The 19,090-nt window shown below is 65.1% G+C and carries 13 protein-coding genes, 1 tRNA gene and 1 pseudogene; 12 read left to right on the top strand and 3 right to left on the bottom strand.

Annotated elements, in window-relative coordinates; all coding sequences use genetic code 11:
• Positions 1 to 1,026: a hypothetical protein gene (locus EMO90_RS05290; RefSeq protein WP_150354487.1), complete on the top strand. Its 1,026-nt coding sequence runs from the start codon at positions 1 to 3 to the stop codon at positions 1,024 to 1,026.
• 186 nt (positions 1,027 to 1,212) lie between these two features.
• On the top strand, positions 1,213 to 2,184 hold the full coding sequence (locus EMO90_RS05285) for a tetratricopeptide repeat protein (protein ID WP_150354488.1): 972 nt from the start codon (positions 1,213 to 1,215) through the stop codon (positions 2,182 to 2,184).
• A gap of 26 nt (positions 2,185 to 2,210) precedes the next feature.
• On the opposite strand, the gene EMO90_RS05280 is transcribed toward EMO90_RS05285, so the two are convergent.
• Positions 2,211 to 2,831, bottom strand: coding sequence for a CYTH domain-containing protein (locus EMO90_RS05280; RefSeq protein WP_150354489.1), 621 nt, complete (start codon positions 2,829 to 2,831; stop codon positions 2,211 to 2,213).
• 487 nt (positions 2,832 to 3,318) lie between these two features.
• On the opposite strand from EMO90_RS05280, the gene EMO90_RS05275 reads away from it, so the two are divergent.
• Together EMO90_RS05275 and EMO90_RS05270 are read left to right on the top strand one after the other, a co-directional pair.
• A tRNA-Arg gene (locus EMO90_RS05275) sits at positions 3,319 to 3,391 on the top strand.
• A 115-nt stretch (positions 3,392 to 3,506) separates the two neighbouring features.
• The gene (locus tag EMO90_RS05270; protein ID WP_190972054.1) at positions 3,507 to 4,085 is read left to right on the top strand and encodes a GNAT family N-acetyltransferase; all 579 of its coding nucleotides are present in this window, start codon (positions 3,507 to 3,509) and stop codon (positions 4,083 to 4,085) included.
• Between the two features lie 66 nt (positions 4,086 to 4,151).
• On the opposite strand, the gene EMO90_RS05265 is transcribed toward EMO90_RS05270, so the two are convergent.
• Positions 4,152 to 4,769, bottom strand: a complete 618-nt coding sequence (locus tag EMO90_RS05265; RefSeq protein WP_150354491.1) for an NADPH-dependent F420 reductase — start codon at positions 4,767 to 4,769, stop codon at positions 4,152 to 4,154.
• 1,131 nt (positions 4,770 to 5,900) lie between these two features.
• On the opposite strand from EMO90_RS05265, the gene EMO90_RS05260 reads away from it, so the two are divergent.
• From EMO90_RS05260 to EMO90_RS05230, 8 genes are all read left to right on the top strand, one after another.
• Entirely contained in the window at positions 5,901 to 6,290 is a 390-nt protein-coding gene (locus tag EMO90_RS05260; RefSeq protein ID WP_150354492.1) for a Rid family detoxifying hydrolase, read from the top strand.
• 157 nt (positions 6,291 to 6,447) lie between these two features.
• Positions 6,448 to 7,794, top strand: coding sequence for an amino acid permease (locus tag EMO90_RS05255; protein WP_150354501.1), 1,347 nt, complete (start codon positions 6,448 to 6,450; stop codon positions 7,792 to 7,794).
• A 442-nt stretch (positions 7,795 to 8,236) separates the two neighbouring features.
• On the top strand, positions 8,237 to 10,063 hold the full coding sequence (gene argS, locus EMO90_RS05250) for an arginine--tRNA ligase (protein WP_150354493.1): 1,827 nt from the start codon (positions 8,237 to 8,239) through the stop codon (positions 10,061 to 10,063).
• Positions 10,064 to 10,670: 607 nt separating this feature from the next.
• Positions 10,671 to 10,835, top strand: a complete 165-nt coding sequence (locus tag EMO90_RS12130; RefSeq protein ID WP_190972055.1) for a hypothetical protein — start codon at positions 10,671 to 10,673, stop codon at positions 10,833 to 10,835.
• A 151-nt stretch (positions 10,836 to 10,986) separates the two neighbouring features.
• Entirely contained in the window at positions 10,987 to 12,612 is a 1,626-nt protein-coding gene (locus tag EMO90_RS05245; RefSeq protein WP_150354494.1) for a diaminopimelate decarboxylase family protein, read from the top strand.
• Positions 12,613 to 13,725: 1,113 nt separating this feature from the next.
• Complete coding sequence (locus tag EMO90_RS05240) at positions 13,726 to 15,036, top strand: homoserine dehydrogenase (RefSeq protein ID WP_150354495.1); 1,311 nt, start codon at positions 13,726 to 13,728, stop codon at positions 15,034 to 15,036.
• 69 nt (positions 15,037 to 15,105) lie between these two features.
• Positions 15,106 to 16,104 carry a homoserine kinase gene (gene thrB / locus EMO90_RS05235; RefSeq protein ID WP_150354496.1) on the top strand — a complete coding sequence of 333 codons (999 nt, stop codon included), beginning with the start codon at positions 15,106 to 15,108 and terminating at the stop codon, positions 16,102 to 16,104.
• 219 nt (positions 16,105 to 16,323) lie between these two features.
• Positions 16,324 to 17,730, top strand: a complete 1,407-nt coding sequence (locus EMO90_RS05230) for a Maf family nucleotide pyrophosphatase (RefSeq protein WP_150354497.1) — start codon at positions 16,324 to 16,326, stop codon at positions 17,728 to 17,730.
• Between the two features lie 1,130 nt (positions 17,731 to 18,860).
• Here the strand turns inward: EMO90_RS05230 and EMO90_RS12125 are convergent.
• Positions 18,861 to 19,090 (bottom strand): annotated as a pseudogene (locus tag EMO90_RS12125) (glycoside hydrolase family 25 protein); the annotation flags it as partial.

Genomic DNA, 19,090 nt, shown 5'->3' with positions numbered 1-19,090 from the left:
ATGAACATCCGCATCAACCGCGGCCGCCGCGCCGTCATGCGCATCGCCGCCGCACTGATCGCCGTCGCATCCATGGGCGCCCTCACCGCGTGCGAGGGGCCGGTCCCGCAGCTGTCCGAGCAATCGACCGCCAGCGCCAAGACTCCGGATCTGACCGTCGATCAGGAGGCGAAGATCCGCACCAACATCCTCAACGCCATCAAGCAGGCCGACGACGCGCGCGATCCCGGCCTGCTGGCGTCCAGCGTGACCGGACCGGCGCTCGCGGTGCGCACGAGTCAAATCAACATCGCGAAGGCGACCAATGCGCTCACCAAGAACGCCACCATTCCTTCGGAGATTGAACAGACCGTCATCCCCACCGATTCCGGCTGGCCGCGCACGGTGTACTCCATCACCACCACCACCGAGGACCGCCAGACCCAGCGACTGCTGGTCATGACCCAGACATCCGCCCATCAGAACTACAAGCTGTGGGGCGTGGTGCGCCTGCACAACAAGGTCCAGCTGCCCAAGTTCGCCGTGCCGAAGATCGGTTCGTCCATGGGACGCACGGACGACACCGGGCTGGTGGCCACGCCGGCCGACGCGGTGGCCCACTATGCGGATCTGCTCGCGAACGGGGCGAACAGCCAGTTCGCCGGCGAGTTCGCGGACGACGATTTCCGCACCTCTCTGGCCAACACCACGGCCACGGTCCAGCAGGGCATGGAGGCCAACAAGGGCACGCAGTCGCAGACCTTCTCCGTGGAGCCCAACGCCATCCAGGTGATGCGCTCGAGCGACGGCGGCGACCTTGTGGTGGCGCAGATCAACTCCGAATGGACGCGCCAGGCCGGCGAGGGACGCCAGTCGCTGCCCGCTTCCAACGACGAGACCGCGCTGTTCGGCGGGGCCACGCCCACCAGCACGCTCAAGGTGACCTATGTGAACCTGATCGCGCTGTATGTGCCGCAGGCGGCGTCCGGTGCGAAGATCCAGGCCGTGGCCTCGGAGCGCCAGACCGTCAAGGTGGAGGCGCAGTAAGGCGCTGCCGTCGCTGGCGGGATGCGGCGGATCGCGGCGGGACGCGGCGGCCCGGCTGGCGGCTGGCTGGTCTCTGAGCGGCCGTCAGACGGCCGGCGAATGACGTTGCGCGGGTCCGGAAACGGGCCCGCGCATTAGAATGAAGGCAAAACGCGAAGGTATTCGCCAAGGAAAGGTGTGCAAACTATGGCCGAACCGTTCAAGCCGGGCGTCTCGCTCGCGGGCGCGGTGGATCTGGAATCGCTCAAGCATCAGGTGAAGTCCGAGCCGGGGCAGGCCGGGGGAGCGCCCGCGGCCGGCGGCTACGTGATCGACACCACCGAGGCGTCCTTCCAGTCCATGGTCGCCACGTCGGCCACGTTCCCGATCCTGCTCATGCTGTGGATCCCCACCGATGACCGCCTGTTCGACATGGCCCGCAAGCTCGGCGAGGCCGTGAACAAGCTCAACGGCCAGATCCAGCTGTCCCGCATCGACATCTCCGCCAATCCGTCCATCGCCCAGGCGCTGCGCGTGCAGGGCGCGCCGGCGCTGTTCGCGCTCATCAACGGCCGTCCGATGCCCATTCTGCAGGGCCTGCCGAGCGACGAGGAGATGGCCCAGATCACGGATACGCTCATTCCGCAGGTCATCCAGATGGCTCAGCAGTCCGGTGTGACCGGCACCGCGCCGCGTCAGGATGGTCCTTCCGACGGTTCCGACGCCGATGGTTCGGGCGCGGCTGGGGCGTCCGGTGCCGATCAGGTGCCGCCGGAGCATCAGCAGGCCCATGCGCTCGCCATGCAGGGCGACTACGCCGGTGCCGCGGCCGCCTATGCGCAGGTGCTGGAGTCCGATCCGAACGACAAGATCGCCGCCCGCGAGCGTTCCAAGGCCCTGCTGCTGGCCCGCTCCGGCTCCGCGAACGTGCGCGAGGTGCGTGCCGCCGCCGCGGCCCATCCCGACGACGTGGAGGCGCAGCTGGCCGTGGCCGATGTGGACATGATCGGCGGCCAGATCCAAGATGCGTTCGATCGTCTGCTCGATTTTCTGGCTTCCGGCCACAAGGCCGATCTTGACCAGGTGCGCCAGCGTCTGCTCGAGTACTTCGCCATCCCCGAGCCCGCCGATCCGCGTCTGCAGCGGGCCCGTCGCCGCCTCGCCACGCTGATGTACTGATCGGATGCGGGCGGACCGGGCCCGGCTTACTCCTCCCGGCGATTCTTGCCGAAGAACGTGAGCAGGCGCGGCCCGTCCTCCTCGAGCTCGCGCGCGTAGTCGGCCGCCCAGTCGGCGTACGGCCGCGCGGCGAGCCCGTCGTTGGAGAACCGCACGTCGTCGGTGATCTCGCTCACGCAGAACCTGGGGATGATGAGGTTCGTCACCGGGCTGCTGCGCTCCGCCTCGGCCACCACCAGCGGGGCGTTGCGGCCGCCGAACACGTCGATGCTCCAGCCGTCCTCGCCGATCCATGCGTTGAACCGGTTCTTCACGATCGGCGCGCCCCCACGCAACACCAATTCCGCGGCGATATCCGGGTCGATGTCCTTTTCGACCTCATACCGCGTGCCGCCCACCGACGGCCCCTTGACCGTGACGCATGCCTGCGAGAAGGCGTCGCGATGGTTGTTGAGCACGTCGATCGCATCGGTGCGCGGCGTCATCGCCTCCCGCACCGTATTGGATTTCAGGCGGATGCGCAGCGCGTAATTGTCCGCGTGCACGTAGTAGCTCTGCACAATGAGGATGGGCGGGGCGCCGTCGTCCAGTTCCGCCGGCAGCTCGTGGCAGAAGAACCGGCGCTCGTACTCGAAATCGTCTCGCATAACATCATTCTATGGGCGCAGGGGGCGATGCGCGGTCTTTTTGCTGCGTTTCGACGGCGTTTTGGGCGGATGCCCGCAACGTCATCCTCAACGTCATCCTGAGCACTGAGCCGTTAAGCGGACAGCCCGGTGGGCTGTCCGTAGGCGAAGGGAGCCGCCGCCAAGGCGGCGACGGTCCGGCGCAACCGGACACCGGAACGGCGGAGTCGAAGGATCCTTAACTGTACGCACGAATTAAGGATCCTTCGACTCCGGCCTTACGGCCTCCGCTCAGGATGACACGGGGGGAAGGCCTTACGGCCTCCGCTCAGGATGACACGGGGAAAAAGCCTTCGGCCTCCGCTCAGGGTGATACGGAACGGACTTCGGGTGACGAGAAAGGGTGCCAGCGACCGGATTTGCCCGGTTTGCGCTGGGCCAAGTTGCCGATGCGCGCAAGATGCCGTAGGATGGAGAAGTTGCGCGAGCGGCAAGCCGCATGCGCTCCGGGTTCGTAGCTCAGTGGATAGAGCGTCTGTCTCCGGAACAGAAGGTCGAGGGTTCGAACCCCTTCGAGCCCACAAGAATGGCGGAATTCCGCGGGTTTTCAACCCATGGGATTCCGCTTTTTCGTTCATCGGGTACCATCGGGTGCATGGCTGGTACAGTGCGTGGCTGGAGCATGGAGGTATGGGAATGACTGAGGCGACAATCATGTCCACGGAACGGCTGTTGCTGCGCCCGTGGCGGGTGGGTGACATGGACGATGCCCGCGCGCTGTATCGGTATGCGAGCAATCCGAACGTGGGGCCGGCGGCCGCGTGGGCCGTGCACACCAGCGTGGAGGACAGTCAGCAGGTGATCCGCAACGTGCTCAACGCGCCCGAGACGTATGCGGTCGTGCTGAGGGAGACCGGGGAACCGATCGGCAGCATCGGTCTGTCGCCCCTGTCCGACGCGATCGATCCCGGTCGGCGCGAACCTGCGGATGAGCGTGAGATCGGCTACTGGATCGGTGAGCCGTATTGGGGGCGCGGCCTGATTCCCGAGGCGGGGCGCGAGATGCTGCGTCATGGGTTCGGGGATCTGCATCTGTCCGCGATCTGGGGCAGGCATGACGTCGACAACGCCAAGTCCGCGCGCGTGATGGACAAGCTCGGCCTTGAGCCGGTGCGCACGGCTCGCCATGTGCATCTGGAGCTGCTCGGCGATGTGTACCGCGATGAGATCATCCGCCGCATCGCCGCTGGGCAATGGCGCGGTTCGGTGCGCTGAACAATGAAAAATGGGGCTTCATATCGATTGATATGAAGCCCCATTTGGCTAAAGGAATCGCTGAAGCTACTTGACGATCTTGAAGCCAGCGGGCCACGGGGTCTGCTCGGTGATGCCGAGGAAGATCTGCAGCGCGCCCATGCCCTCGAGGTTCGCGGCGCGCTTGAGCGGACCGGCGTCCACGGTGCGCAGACCGGCGGCCTGGACGAAGCCGGCAACGGCCTTCTTGGCGTCCTCGTCATCGGAGGCGACGGCCACGGTGGTGGGCGTGCCGTCGATCTCGCCGGAGGCCAGGGTGGCGGCGAAGTTCGTGTTGAAGGCCTTGACGATCTTGGCGTCCTTGAGCTTGGCGGCGAGCTCGGCGGCCGCGGAGCCGTACTCTGCCGGGACCACGGAGTCGAAGGTGGAGAAGTCGATCGGGTTGGACGGATCGACGACGACCTTGCCGGCGAGCTGCGGGCCATAGGCGGCGATCGCGTCGGCGTAGGCCGGGTAGGGCAGCGCAAGCACGACGATGTCGCCCTCGATGGCGGCGCCCCAAACGGAGCCGGTGCCGTTGCCCGCGGCGGTCTGCGCCTTGGCGGCGTCGCGGTCGATGACCTGGACGGTCTCGCCCGACTTGGCGGCGATGCCCGCGACGGCGGAGCCGATGTTGCCTGCGCCCAGAACGGTGATGGTGGTCATGATGTTGTCCTTTCGTGTGGTTGCGCTTCGTGCGCTGTGCGTTGATGCCATCAAGATACATTTCCTTCCGAGATATTTCAAGTTGAAATATCCCGAGATGAGTGTGGTGTGTGTGGTGGGTCCTTGGAATTCCGCCGATTTGCGGATGAATGGATTGAGTCACTCTCGGCGTGTCGTTCTGAGATATCTCGATCTGAAATATGTTTGGGGTTGGATTTCCTGGCACCCCGAGTGGGGCGGAAGGTGAAGCGGAAGGTCTTCCGTCCTGTATGCGGCAGAGTCCCGCTCTTCGCCGTCCCGTGCGCTGTGTGGGAGTCGGCCTTCCGATGCTCCCATCCTGAGCGCGTTCGCAGGCGCTCCCCCTCCGTCATCCTGAGCGGAGCCGAAGGATCCTTAATGCGCACACCGGCTCACAAGCCCTTCAGTCGCCGAGCAAGTCATGCGCTTTCAGACTTCTTTCAGCAAACCGCCGGGCAAACGTCTAGGTTGACGCGGTTATATGAAGTCAACAGGCCGAATGGCCCGCATAATTGAACCCCTTCTCTTCTTCTCTCTCTTCCGTCGAAAGCCCGGCCCAACCGCCGGGCTTTCGGTGTTTTTTGGGCTTGGGGCATGCTTCCAGAGTTGTCCTACTTCTCGTGTCCTACTTCCCGCGTCCACGGAACTCGAATTTTATTTCCGGAAGGGCATGGTCCCGATGCTTGGCCCGGGAAATTCGAGTTCCGTGGACGGGCGGTTATCTGTGTGGGCATCCATCTGCATAATCGGGGACCATTCGCCCCGCCGAAGTCCGGATTGAATCGATGCAATATGATTCAATCCGGAATTGAGTCGATTCAATTCAGGATGGTGCAAGACATGCGGCCCCTGATTATGCGAATAGTCGCCCGTCGACGGCGAAAACAACCCCTGATTATGCAGATAGGAGCCAGATAGGCGTCAGTTGTGTGCGGGCCACCACTCCGGCCAACGTCCGCGGAACCGTCCGTCAGTCGGGCGCGTCCTCCGCCCAGCTTCGCGCGAACGGCTACAGTGAGGGGCAACGGTGGCGATCGCCGCCGCCCAAGAAAAGCCCAAATATGCAAGGCCGGCCGGGCCGGGAGGCTCGACCGCAAGGAAATGAGGCATGCAATGAGCGAAAAGATGGAAGAAGTGGCGACTTCGCAGGCTCCCGCGGCGCTGGGCGCGTACAGCCAGGCCGTGAAGGCCAATGGCTTCGTGTTCGTTTCGGGCCAGCTGGGCATCGACCCGGCCACCGGCGAGCTGGCGGGCGAGACCGCGAGGCAGCAGGCCGCCCAGGCCCTGAAGAACATCAAGTGCATCCTCGACGCCGCCGGAACCGGCATCGAGCACGTGGTGCGTGCGACCATCTACCTGCGCAATGTGGAGGACTTCAAGGAGGTGGACGCCGAGTACGCCGAGGTGTTCATCGGCTCCGTCAAGCCCGCCCGCGTGGCGTTCGGCAACAACATGATCCCCAAGGGCGCGCTGGTGGAGATCGACGCGATCGCCGCCCAGTGAGGCCGGTGGGAAAGACGCAAACATTCCAGGCATGACGAACACCGGCACCCCAACCCATCCATCCAATTCGAACGCATCCAGTCCGGGCGCATCCACCCCGCCCGCACCCAGTCCGGTCGCCACCGGCCCCACGGCCCCAACCGGCCTTGAGCGCAAGATGGAATCCCGCCATCTGACCATGATCTCCCTTGGCGGGGTGATCGGCACGGGCCTGTTCGTCAGCTCCGGCTACACCATCCACCAGGCCGGCCCGCTCGGCGCGATCCTCGCGTACGCGGTCGGCTCGGTGCTGGTCTACTGCGTGATGGTATCGCTGGGCGAGCTGTCCGTGGCCATGCCGTACGCCGGAAGCTTCCACATGTATGCGAAGCGCTTCATCGGCCCGGGCACCGCGTTCACCATCGCGATCCTCTACTGGCTCAACTGGGCCGTGGCGCTCGCCTCCGAATTCACCGCGGCGGGCCTGCTCATGCAGCGGTGGTTCCCCGACTCGCCCGCGTGGGTGTGGTCGGCCGTGTTCATCGCGGTGGTGTTCGCGCTCAACATCCTGTCCGTGCGGCTGTACGGCGAGGCGGAGTTCTGGTTCGCGTCGATCAAGGTGTTCGCGATCGTCGCGTTCATTGTGATCGGTCTGCTCGCGGTCTTTGGCGTGATCCCGATTTCCGGCTACGATTCCGCGCCCCTGTTCGCCAACTTCACGGCCGACGGCTGGTTCCCCAACGGCATCGCGCCGGTGTTCTCCACCCTGCTGACCGTGGTGTTCGCGTTCTCCGGCACCGAGGTGGTGGGCGTGGCCGCCGGCGAGACGAAGGATCCGGACAAAGCGATCCCCAAGGCCGTGCACACCACGGTGCTGCGACTGGCGATCTTCTTCATCGGGTCCATCGCGGTGATGTCCGCGCTGATCCCATGGCATGCGGCCGGCGTGGAGACGAGTCCGTTCGTGCTGGTCTTCCAGTCGATCGGCATGCCGTTCGCCGGCGACGTGATGAACTTCGTGGTTCTCACGGCCGTGCTGTCCGCCGCCAATTCGGGCCTGTACGTGTGCTCGCGCATGGTGTGGTCGCTCGCCAAGGAGCACCTGATCCCCGCACGGTTCGCCCGCACCAACTTCCGCGGCGTGCCCGTGTGGGCCGTGCTGTTCAGCATGTGCGGGTCGCTTCTGGCGCTGCTGTCCTCGGTGGTGGCCGCGTCGACCGTGTACTTGGTGCTGGTGGCGGTCTCCGGACTGGCGACGCTGGTGGTGTGGTTCTCGGTGTGCGTGTGCCACATCCGGTTCCGCCGCGAGTGGGAGGCGTCGGGGCATGATGCCTCCGAGCTGGGGTACCGGGCGCCGGGGTATCCGATGCTGCCGTGGCTGGCGATCGCGATGTGCCTGGGCGCGCTGGTGCTGGTGGTGCTCGATGAGACGCAGCGATCGACGCTGTACTGCATGATCCCGTTCGTGGCGTGCTGCTACGCGGGGTACTGGGCGCTGGAGCGGCGGCGGAATCGGGCCGCGTGAGGCGAGGCGGCTGATCGGCGCGCGATGGGTGCGTGCCGGCTGGGTGCGGTGGCTGGGTGCGTGCCGGCTGGTGCCGGTCGGGCGTGCGGACCGATGCCGGTCGTGTGCGGGTGCTGTGCCGATGCCCGTCTGCCGATTTGCCGTCCGTCGTTTGCATATACATGTATATGCAAACGACAGCAAAAGAGGGCCGAAATCGTCGGAAGCGTATACGTGTATATGCAAACGACGTTGAAGAAGGCCCGAAACTGTCTTGTGCGTATACGTGTATACGCTTAGGGCGCCGAGAAGGGGTTGAAACCGTCAAAAGCGTATACACGTATACGCAAACGACGGGTTTGGCCGGGACGCTTCGACATCGCTTCGACATCGTTCCGGCATCGCTCCGTCCGCGTCCCAACCTTGTCCCCGGCCTGTCAGACGCGACGGTATCCTTGGAAGAATGAGTCCTGAAGCTTTAAGTGAACTGATTTCCAAGATCGCGCACGAGCTGGTCGCCGAAGGAAAGGCCGGCCAGCTTACCGAGGATCTGATCCCGCCCGTCGAGAAGTTAGCCGTGATGCGTCCCAAGGATCGCGCGCACGGCGACTGGGCCTCCAACATCGCCATGCAGCTGGCCAAGAAGGCCTGTCTCAAGCCCCGCGATCTGGCCGAACCCTTCGCCGCCGCGCTCGCCGCCGATCCGGGCATCAAGTCCGTGGAGGTGGCCGGCCCCGGCTTCATCAACATCACGCTCGATTCCGCCTCCGCCGCGGCGATCGTGGACACCGTGCTGGAACAGGGCGCCGCGTTCGGCCGCAATGATCATCTGGGCGGCCAGACCCTGAACCTCGAGTTCGTCTCCGCCAACCCCACCGGACCGATCCACATCGGCGGCACCCGCTGGGCGGCCGTGGGCGACTCCATGGCCCGCGTGCTCGAGGCCAACGGCGCCAAGGTGGTGCGCGAGTACTACTTCAACGATCACGGCGAGCAGATCAACCGCTTCGCCAAGTCGCTCGTGGCCGCCTGGGCTCACGACAACAACCTGGGGGACAAGGGCTACCAGACCGAAACCCCGTTCGACGGCTACAAGGGCGCGTACATCGACGAGATCGCCCGCCGCGTGCAGGCCGAAGCCGAGGCCGACGGCGTGGATCTGACCGCGCTGCAGCATGAGGATCAGGGCCTCAACGAGAACGGCGAGCCGGTGGGCGAGTCCGATTCCGAGGTGCGCGAGGAGTTCCGCAAGCGCGCCGTGCCGATGATGTTCACCGAGATCCAGAAGTCCATGAAGGACTTCAAGGTGAACTTCGACGTGTGGTTCCACGAGAACAGCCTGTACCAGGACGGCGAGGTGGACAAGGCCATCGCCGAGCTGCGCGAGCGCGGCGACATCTACGAGAAGGACGGCGCCACCTGGTTCGAGTCGACCAAGCACGGCGACGACAAGGACCGCGTGATCATCAAGTCCAACGGCGAGTTCGCGTATTTCGCCGCGGACATCGCGTACTACTGGAACAAGCGCCACCGCCCGCAGAACCCCGCCGATGTGGCGATCTACATGCTCGGCGCGGACCATCACGGCTACATCGGCCGCATGATGGCCATGTGCGAGGCGTTCGGCGACAAGCCGGGCGAGAACATGGTGATCCTGATCGGCCAGCTGGTCAACGTGCTCAAGGACGGCAAGGCCGTGCGCATGTCCAAGCGCGCCGGCAACGTGGTCACGATCGACGATCTGACGGAGGCCGTCGGCGTGGACGCCGCGCGTTACTCGCTGGCCCGCTCCGACTACAACTCGCCGCTCGACATCGACCTCAACCTGCTCGCCAGCCACACCAATGACAACCCGGTGTACTACGTGCAGTATGCGCACGCCCGTTCCTGCAATGTGGACCGCAACGCCGCCGACGCCGGCATCGACGCCTCGAAGGCCGATCCGAGCCTGCTGGACACCGCGGTGGACGGCGAGGTGCTGGCCGCGCTCGCCCAGTGGCCCGCCACCGTGGCGCAGGCCGGCGATCTGCGCGCGCCGCACCGTGTGGCCCGCTATCTGGAGGATCTGGCCGCCGCGTACCACAAGTGGTACAACGTGGAGCGCGTGGTGCCGATGGCGCTGACCGAACTGGAGAACCGTCAGTCCGACGCCGATCGTGAGGCGCTGGAGATCGCCAAGAACCCGTCGCCCGAGCGCGCGGCGGCCCGACTGAAGCTCAACGACGCTGTGCGCACGGTGATCGCCGCCGGTTTGGATCTGCTGGGCGTGAGCGCGCCGACCAAGATGTAGCGAATCCGTTCGGATTCGCTGCTGTGTTTGTGCGCGGCGCTCCGTGGTGTCGCGCCGGCTACGAACGGTCCACTGGACCGTTCGTCCCGAGAAAATGTAGCGAATCCTGGCGGATTGAAAGGGCTCCCGATTGGGGGCCCTTTTCTTGTGTGTGGGGATTGGCGTGCGGGTGGATTGGTGCGGGGAATTAAGGATCCTTCGACTTCGCGCTACGCGCTTCGCTCAGGATGACGGGGAGCGTCTGCGCTCGCTCAGGATGACGGAAGGCCCGCCCCGTCATCCTGAGCGAAGCCCGCAGGGCGTAGCCGAAGGATCCTTAACTTGTCACACACAGAATCGCAAGATCGCGTATTATAACGCCATGAACTTGAGTGTTCCACTATCAAGGACGATATAAGTGCAATTTGTAGCCCGTTTTCCCACAATGTGGCACAATTGTGATATTTGTCACAGTGAGCGCTAACAGATTCACAAAAGAGGAAACTTTTGACAACTCGCGCTTGCGACCGGCATGTGAGACGGCTAGCGTCAATAAGTGAAAGGGTTGATCGGGGCCGTAATGAAGAGGCCCCGGGACCTTCCGAAAAGAAAGCGAGAGGAGCTTCCGATGGCGGAACACATATGCAGGATCGCCGGCTGCAGCGAGCCGGTTGAGTCGCAGGGCCTGTGCCCGATGCACTTTACGAGGGCGCTGATCTACGGTCAGGTTCGTTTGCCTTCCGCCAAGCAGGTGGAGTGCAAGCAGCCGAAGCCGGCCGTGGCTGAGAACTGAATCATTTCACGCTGATCGTACATGGTTCCATTTGCGCAACGGGCGCGAATGGACGGATGAACCCTTGGAAGGCCGGTGTCGCGTACTCTGGTCGTATCACAAAGCAGTTGATGCGACCGCGTTCACGCGGCCCGACCAAGAGGAGCGCAAGATGAGCGATCAGCAGCATACCCCGGATGAGACCCGTCCAAGTCCCATCTGGCCCCAAGCCACCGCGGTCAGTGCCACGACCGGTGCCCTGACCTTCCATGGCCGCACGGCCGAAAGCCTTCTGGACGAATTCGGTTCGCCCCTGTACCTTATCGACGTCGACGAGGTCAACAACAGGGCTCATCGTTTTGTGAGGGCGGCGGCGGATGCCTTCCGCAATTCCACCACGCACGTCAGCTTCGCCGGCAAGGCGTTCCTGTCCAAGGAGATCGTGCACATCGTCACCGCCGCCGGCATGTACGTGGACACCTGCACGATGGGCGAGATGCGCATCGCGCTCGCCGCAGGGGTTCCCGGTCGCCGTCTGGTGCTGCACGGCAACAACAAGTCGGATGAGGAGATCGCGCTGGCGATCGAACAAGGCTTCGCCAAGATCGTGGTGGACGAGCCGGGGGAGCCCGCCCGGATCGCCGCCATCGCGCACAGGCTGGGCAAACGCGCCCGTGTGATGCTGCGCGTCACCTCCGGCATCCACGCCGGCGGTCACGAATACATCTCCACCGCGCACGAGGATCAGAAGTTCGGCGTGCCACTCATGCCCGCCGGGGCGGATGCCTCCGTGCTGGGCGTCTTGGATGATCTGACGGACGTGACCCCGGCCGGATCGAACGCGCGCGTGACCGAGAAGACCGATGCGGGTGACCGGGCCGATACCGCCGGACGGGCCGATGCCGCTGAGCCCGCGCACCACGGCCGCACGCTGCGCTATGACGTCAAGTACCCGTACGATCTGAGCCACGAGGAGGTCAGCGCGTCCGATCGCGCCCTCGCCGCGGCCATGGAGGTGGTGGCCGACGGCCCCGCCCTCGCCGTGCTCAAGGACATCGCCGCGCGCTCCGAAGACCTGGAATTGGTGGGCATCCACTCGCACATCGGATCGAACATCCATGACGCCGACGCCTTCATCCAGGCCGCCAAGCGCATGATGCTGCTGCGCAAGACCTTCTACGCCACCGACGCGATCACCGTGCCCGAGGTCGATCTGGGCGGCGGCTACTCGGTGGCCTACACCGACGGCGAGGATTCCATGGACGTCGAGCGCGAGTTGGGCAGGCTCGCCGACGCCGTGCACAATGTGAACCGCGCGCTCGGCATGCCCGACCCGTCCATCAGCTTCGAGCCGGGCCGCTGGATCGTGGCCCCGGCCGGCGTGACCCTGTACCGCGTGGGCGTGGTCAAGCCCGTGCATCTGGCCGACGGCACCACGCGCACCTATGTGTCCGTGGACGGCGGCATGTCCGACAACATCCGCCCGGCCCTGTACGGGGCTGCCTATACGGCCCGTCTGGCCAATCGCGCGGGGGATGAGCAGACCATGCTGTGCCGCGTGGTGGGCATGCACTGCGAGTCGGGCGACATTGTGGTGCACGACGTCCAGCTGCCCGCCGACATTCGCCGCGGCGATGTGCTGGCCGTGCCGGTCACGGGCGCATACGGGCGCACGATGGCCAGCAATTACAACCAGGCGCTGATCCCCGCCGTCGTGGCCGTTTCCGAGTCCGGCGCGCATGTGATGATCCGCCGCCAGACGATCGACGACCTGCTCTCGCTCGACGTGAGCGAGTGAGCCGGGCGCGGGCCGGCTGGGCGCGGGGAGTCCTAGCCATCGGATCCGCTCATTCTGCGTGTGACATGTCGCAGATTGAGCGATTCGATGCGGTGGAGCCCTGTTTGGGCCCTGTTTGGGCTTTCAGGACATCGGATTTGCTCATTCTGCGATTTGGGCGCGTCAGGATGAGCGGATCGGATGCGGCGGTGTCTTGGGGTGCCCGAGCGGGGACTGATCGGAATCCTGCTGCCATCGGATGTGCTCATTCTGCGGGTCCGGCGCGTCAGAATGAGCGGATTCAGTGCGGTGGGTCCCATTAGGGGCCACTAAGGCATCGGATCTGCTCATTCTGCGCATCGACTATCGCAGATTGAGCGGATTCGATGCGGTGGAGCCCTGTTTGGGTCTTCAGGGCATTGGGTCTGCTCATTTTGCGGATTCGGCGCGTCAGGATGAGTGGATTGGATGGCGGCCATGTCTCGAGATGCTCGGTCTGGGTCCTGCCGCCATCTGATTTGCTCATTCTGCCACAGGTCCGGCGCAGATTGAGCAGATTCATTGCTGAATGCTGTTTGGCCCCAATCTGCATTCCAACCTGCGCTCTCAAAATCGTAGGTTGGAAGGAATCTGCGTCTAATGGCCTCAATTGGGTTTCCAATCTGCAGATTTCTTCCAATCTGCGGAAATTGGGGCGTAGGTTGGAATGATTAAGCCATTATTCGATCTATGCCGGCTGTCGTTGTCTTGTGAGGCATCGGATGTGCTCATTCTGCGCTCGCGGGTTTGGCGCTCCGGTGCTCGGCGGTATGCGCGCGAAAATACGGGCTGCGCGGACCGAAATCCGCGATTCACAGCGCGATCGGGTCGTTTTTCGGGCGAATTTCGGCCCGAAAGTGCTGTGAAAAGCCGGAATCGGTCCGCACAGCCCGTATTTCTGGCCCGCGAGTTGTCCGCGAACCGCTTTCGTGAATCGTCGCACCCTAGCGCCCACCAGCGCGCTCAGCGTGCCCAGCGTGCCCAGTTTGCGTGGGAGGAGCGGGCGGAACGGGAAGCGGACCCCAATCGTTCTCCTGACAAGGGGAACCCGTAGGATGAAGGGGGTTATCATCGTTTCAACTTTAGGAGGATCGCGTGGCCGAGAACACCACCCCTATTCGCGTCGCACTGCTGGGAGCCGGCACCGTCGGTTCCGCAACCGCCCGCCTGCTGGTCGAGCAGAAGGAGGAGCTCGGCAAGCGCATCGGCCGACAGATCGAACTCGTGGGCGTGGCCTGCCTGGATCCGGACGAGGTCAACTACCCGTGGATCGACAAGTCGCTGCTCACCACGGACACCGCCGGCCTGTGCACCAGGGCGGACATCGTGATCGAGCTGATCGGCGGCACCACCGTGGCCCGCACCTTCGTGCTCAAGGCGATCGAATCGGGCGCCTCCGTGGTCACCGCCAACAAGGCCCTGCTGGCCAAGTACGGCCCGGAGATCTACCAGGCCGCGGCGGACAAGGGCGTGGACATCTACTTCGAGGCGGCCGTGGGCGGCGCGATCCCGTTCCTGCGCCCGCTGCGCGAGTCCCTGGTGGGCGACAAGGTCGTCAGCATGCTGGGCATCGTCAACGGCACCACCAACTACATCCTCGACGAAATGACCACCAAGGGCCTCCAGTTCGAAGACGTCCTCAAGGACTCCCAGGCCAAGGGCTACGCCGAGGCCGACCCGACCGGCGACGTCGAGGGCTACGACGCCGCCAACAAGGCCGCGATCATGGCCACGCTCGGCTTCCACACCAACGTGACGATCGACGACGTGAGCGTTGAGGGCATCACCAAGATCACAGCCGACGACATCGCCGCCGCCACCGCCGAGCACAAGGTCATCAAGCTGCTCGCCGTGGTGGAGCGTTCCGAGGCCGGCGTCTCCGCGCGCGTCTACCCGGCCCTGCTGCCGGACAGCCACCCGCTGGCCAGCGTCCACGGCAGCTTCAACGCCGTGTTCGTCAAGGCCGAGGCGGCCGACGATCTTATGTTCTATGGCCGCGGCGCCGGCGGCGATCCGACCGCCTCCGCCGTGGTGGGCGACGTGGTCACCGAGGCCCGTCACATCGCGGCCGGCTGCACCGGTCCGGAGATCCCGCTGTACAACAACCTGCCGTTCGCCCCGGCCGACGCCTCCCGCGCCGCGTTCGCCGTGCGCTTCCTGATCCACGACAAGCCGGGCGTGCTGGCCGCGATCGCCGCCGAGTTCGCGAAGAACGGCGTGTCGATCAACGGCGTCAATCAGGATCTGAAGCCCACCGCGGTGGACCCGGGCTATGACGGCGAGATCCAGCAGCTGCGCATCGTGACCCACCCGACCGACGAGGTGACCCTGCGCAACACGGTCAAGGCCGTGCAGGAGCTCGATTTCGTGACCGGCGAGCCGTCCATCCTGCGCGTGCTGGACTGACGCCGGACGGAATAGAATCGTCCGGACCGATTCGCGGCGAATGCATTCGATTTGATCGAGGAGACCATCATGATGCCTGACATCCATTCCGTACGGGTCCGCGTGCCCGCCACCAGCGCCAATCTGGGCTCCGGTTTCGACACCGTGGGCCTGGCTCTCGACTACCACGACGAGATCGAGTTCACCACGAACGCGAACCCGGAGGACCTGTCCGCGCACATCGAGATCCACGGCGAGGGCGAGCATACGTTGCCGCGCGATGAGACGCATCTGGTGGTCTCCACCTTCCGCAAGGCCTGCGAGACGTTCGGCCTGAGGAAGTTCGGCTTCACGATGGTGGCCCACAACCGCATTCCGCAGGCGCGCGGCATGGGCTCCAGCGCCGAGGCGATCGTGGCGGGCATCGCCGCGGCCGCCGGTTTCGCGCATCGGGGTGAGCTCAACCGGGCGGCGATCTTCGACCTTGCGGCCCACATCGAGGGCCATCCGGACAACGTGGCGCCGGCCGTCTACGGCGGGCTCACGGTCTCCTACGACTTCGAGACCCCGGAGGGCGTGGGCTCGGTGGCCATCTCCGGATCCGAGCCGCTGCGCCGCGGGTTCCATGCCGTGAACTACCCGGTCGATCCGGCCATCAACGCCTTCGTGTTCGTGCCGGACTACGAGCTGTCCACCGAGAAGGCGCGCGAGGCCCTGCCGGCGAAGATCGCGCATGCGGACGCCGTGTACAACATCTCGCGCGTGGGGCTCATGCCCGCGGCCATGAACCCGTCGTCGATCGGCGACCCGAACGCGGCCAACGCGCTGCTGTTCGCGGCCACGCAGGATCGTCTGCACCAGCCGTACCGCGCGCCCCTGATGCCCCCGTCCACCGCGCTGATCGCCAAGCTGCGTCGCGCGGGATTCGCGGCCGCGGTCTCCGGAGCCGGCCCGTGCGTTCTGGTGCTGCATTACGGGGACGCCGTGGCGGCGATCGAGTCGCTGGCGGCCGAGGAACTCGTCTCCGGACATTGGAGGATGCTGCACCTGCCGATCGATGCGGCCGGTGTGCAGATCGAAAGGGCCTGAACCGGCTCGCTCCTTGGGCAGATGGCGATTGGCGGCTGTTTGGCTGTTTGGCTGTTTGGCGTCGGCTCGGCTTTGGCTCGGCTGCTTGACGACGGTTAGGTGGCTTGGCGACGGAAGACGTGTCGAAAAGGCTTGCCGACATGCCGTCAATCGTTACATATGCCCTTGAGTGCGATAAAGTTCAGGTAGGAACTCACGTACAAGGAAGTTGGTGTTGCTATGTCTGTTCCGCTGATTCTCGCGTCCAAGTCGCGCCCGCGCCGGGACGTGCTGTACAGCGCGGGTATTTGCCCGACCATCCGCGTCTCGCACGTGGACGAACCCGCCGTGGTGCTGCACGAAGCCACGCGACTGGGCATGACCGTGGACGAGCTGCCGGTGCAGAGCCAGGTGCTCATTCTGGCGCAGGCCAAGGCGCAGGCCGTCTACGACACGTACCGGGAGATCCGCGGGACCGCGGCGTCCGCGACGGGCGAGCTGCATGTGTGCAGGCCTCTGAAGGAGGGCTTCGATGTGATCGCCGAGCGGGAGCCGATCCAGCAGGCCATCGAGCGCCACGGGGGCATGGCCGCGGCCGCGCGCGGACCGGTGATCGTGGGCTGCGATTCGATGTTCTGCATGAACAACGTGGCATATGGCAAGCCGCATGACGCCGTGCACGCCCGCGAGCGTCTGATCAAGATGAGCGGCCAGACCGGCACGCTGTGGACCGGCCATTGCGTGATCGATGCGGCCACCGGCCAGACCGTGCGCGCCGTGAGCCACGCCGAGGTGCGCTTCGGCGAATTCACCGAGGAGGAAATCCGGCGCTACATCGCCACCGGCGAGCCGTTGGAGGTGGCCGGATCGTTCACGCTGGAGGGCTTCGGCGGATCGTTCATCGATTCGATCCAGGGAGACCCGTCCGGGATCATCGGTCTGAGCCTGCCCACGCTGCGCCGGCTGCTGGGCCAGCTGGGCTACAGCATCACCGATCTATGGAACCTCGATCGTTCGCGCCAGACCGGCGAGGTGAAGGACGAGCCGAAGTCGAACGATCCCAAGGCACCCAAGGACAACGTGCACCAGCCGGGTGACGGCTGGATCGACTGCGCGTGCGGCAAGCGGCACTGGGGCGTCAACGGCGCCTCCGGCGTGCTGCTGGCCCGCCGAGACGCGCACACCGGCGACGTGACCGAGGTGCTGCTGCAGCATCGCGCCGAGTGGAGCGCCGAGGGCGGCACCTGGGGAGCCCCGGGCGGCGCCACGGCCGACGGCGAGAGCCCGCTCGAGGGCGCGCTGCGCGAAAGCTATGAGGAAGCCAACATCCGCCCCGAGGACATCGAGGTGGTTGGCTCGTACCTTGAGGATCATGGCCCGTGGGGCTACACCACCGTGTTCGCCTTCGAGAAGCCCGGTCACACCGTGAATCCGAGGGCCAATGACGACGAAAGCACCGAGGTCAAGTGGGTGCCGCTCAACGCGATCGGCAACTACACGCTGATCTCCGCCATGCAGCGCGATTGGCCGCAGTTCGTGGAGCGCCTCAAGAAGATCTCCGCCGAGATGGCCGAGCGCGATCGCAAGGCCGCCGCTGATGCCGCTGCCGATGCCGCCAACGCCTCTGCAGCCGAGGGTGCGCGGTAAGGCGAGTGTCCGTACACAGTACACAGATTGAGCAGATTCGTTGCGTAGCGTCCCCTGTGGTGTTCCGTGGGATTCCCTGGGATTCCTTATGGGGGTGCGAACCGCAGCGGATCTGCTCATTTTGTATGTGCCGGTGAGGTACGGGGCTGGGCGCGCGGTGTTGCGCGTGCAGACTGGTTGGGCGTGCGGCGCGTTGGACGTCACGGGGAGCGGATGATGCGTCACGGGGAGCGACCTGCGTCACACGGCGCGGTCGCACCCGGTGACGCACCTCGAAAACCGTTGCGGCACAAGGCCTCCCGGATGGCGTCACGTGGAGCGGTCGCACCCTGTGACGCCATCCGCGCCGCGTGACGGTCGGTTCGCGCCCGGTGACGCGCAAAGTCGGAACGGGGGTTCTTCGTCATCCTGAGCGCAGCGAAGGATCCTTCGGCATTCCGCACAAAGTCACAATGCCGGGAATTAAGGATCCTTCGACTGCGCCCTGACGGTGTCCGGCTGCGCCGGACCGTCGCCGCCTTGGCGGCGGCTCGACCGCAACTGCGGTCGGCCTGCGGCCGCGGTTGTATTTGCTCACTGTCGTTCGCCCTCGCCTGCGAACGCCGCCGGCGTTCGCTTCACGGCTCGGCTTGCCTACGGACAGCCCACCGGGCTGTCCGCTTAACGGCTCAGTGCTCAGGATGACGGGGAACCATTACGCTCGCTCAGGATGACTAAGCAGCCTCACGTCATCCTGAGCGCAGCGAAGGATCCTTAACCTCACCGCACTATGACTTTGTGCGAAATGGCCAAGGATCCTTCGACTCGCTCCGCTCGCTCAGGATGACGTTGATACTGGTTAGACCGGTTGGGCCGACCGGCGATAATGGAAACGACGGCCGGCGCGGTGACCCCCAGGATGACTGACCGCCACACGTGGCGTGTCCCGCCCTTGATCTGTCCCACGGGAAACCATCGCGCTCGCCCAGGATGACGGGGTTGCTGATTCGTCATCCCGAGCGCAGCGAAGGATCCTTAACCCTGCGCACCCGGTGGACCCGCGCGCAATGACAAGAAAAGGGAGCCCGTGGCCGGCCGCGCTCGGCAACCAACCACAGGCCCCTCAGCAGGACTCCGGGATCAGCGGGACGCTAGGCCAGGTAGGCCTTGAACGCCACGCCCTCCTTCGTCCAGCCCTGAGACTCCAGGTAGTCGTACTCCCCTTGGCTCGTGGTCCACAAATGCTCGCCCGTGTACCGGTTGTACAGACGGTACACGTCGGAGCCTTGGGTGTCGGACGCGTACCAGGCCTCGCCCTCCTGGGTCCAGCCCTGGGTCTTGAGATACTCGTACTCCTCGGGGTCCAGCGTGAAATGGTGCG

It is taken from the genome of Bifidobacterium vespertilionis (assembly GCF_008698145.1).
In the GTDB taxonomy this organism is placed as follows: Bacteria; Actinomycetota; Actinomycetes; order Actinomycetales; family Bifidobacteriaceae; genus Bifidobacterium; species Bifidobacterium vespertilionis.
Note: the sequence above shows the minus strand (reverse complement) of the source record. Positions and strands in the feature narration are given on the sequence as shown.

Coding starts and splice junctions, on each gene's coding strand:
- EMO90_RS05290 (WP_150354487.1), top strand. CDS start 1: ATGAACATCCGCATCAACCGCGGCCGCCGCGCCGTCATGCGCATCGCC.
- EMO90_RS05285 (WP_150354488.1), top strand. CDS start 1,213: ATGGCCGAACCGTTCAAGCCGGGCGTCTCGCTCGCGGGCGCGGTGGAT.
- EMO90_RS05280 (WP_150354489.1), bottom strand. CDS start 2,831: ATGCGAGACGATTTCGAGTACGAGCGCCGGTTCTTCTGCCACGAGCTG.
- EMO90_RS05270 (WP_190972054.1), top strand. CDS start 3,507: ATGACTGAGGCGACAATCATGTCCACGGAACGGCTGTTGCTGCGCCCG.
- EMO90_RS05265 (WP_150354491.1), bottom strand. CDS start 4,769: ATGACCACCATCACCGTTCTGGGCGCAGGCAACATCGGCTCCGCCGTC.
- EMO90_RS05260 (WP_150354492.1), top strand. CDS start 5,901: ATGAGCGAAAAGATGGAAGAAGTGGCGACTTCGCAGGCTCCCGCGGCG.
- EMO90_RS05255 (WP_150354501.1), top strand. CDS start 6,448: ATGGAATCCCGCCATCTGACCATGATCTCCCTTGGCGGGGTGATCGGC.
- argS (WP_150354493.1), top strand. CDS start 8,237: ATGAGTCCTGAAGCTTTAAGTGAACTGATTTCCAAGATCGCGCACGAG.
- EMO90_RS12130 (WP_190972055.1), top strand. CDS start 10,671: ATGGCGGAACACATATGCAGGATCGCCGGCTGCAGCGAGCCGGTTGAG.
- EMO90_RS05245 (WP_150354494.1), top strand. CDS start 10,987: ATGAGCGATCAGCAGCATACCCCGGATGAGACCCGTCCAAGTCCCATC.
- thrB (WP_150354496.1), top strand. CDS start 15,106: ATGATGCCTGACATCCATTCCGTACGGGTCCGCGTGCCCGCCACCAGC.
- EMO90_RS05230 (WP_150354497.1), top strand. CDS start 16,324: ATGTCTGTTCCGCTGATTCTCGCGTCCAAGTCGCGCCCGCGCCGGGAC.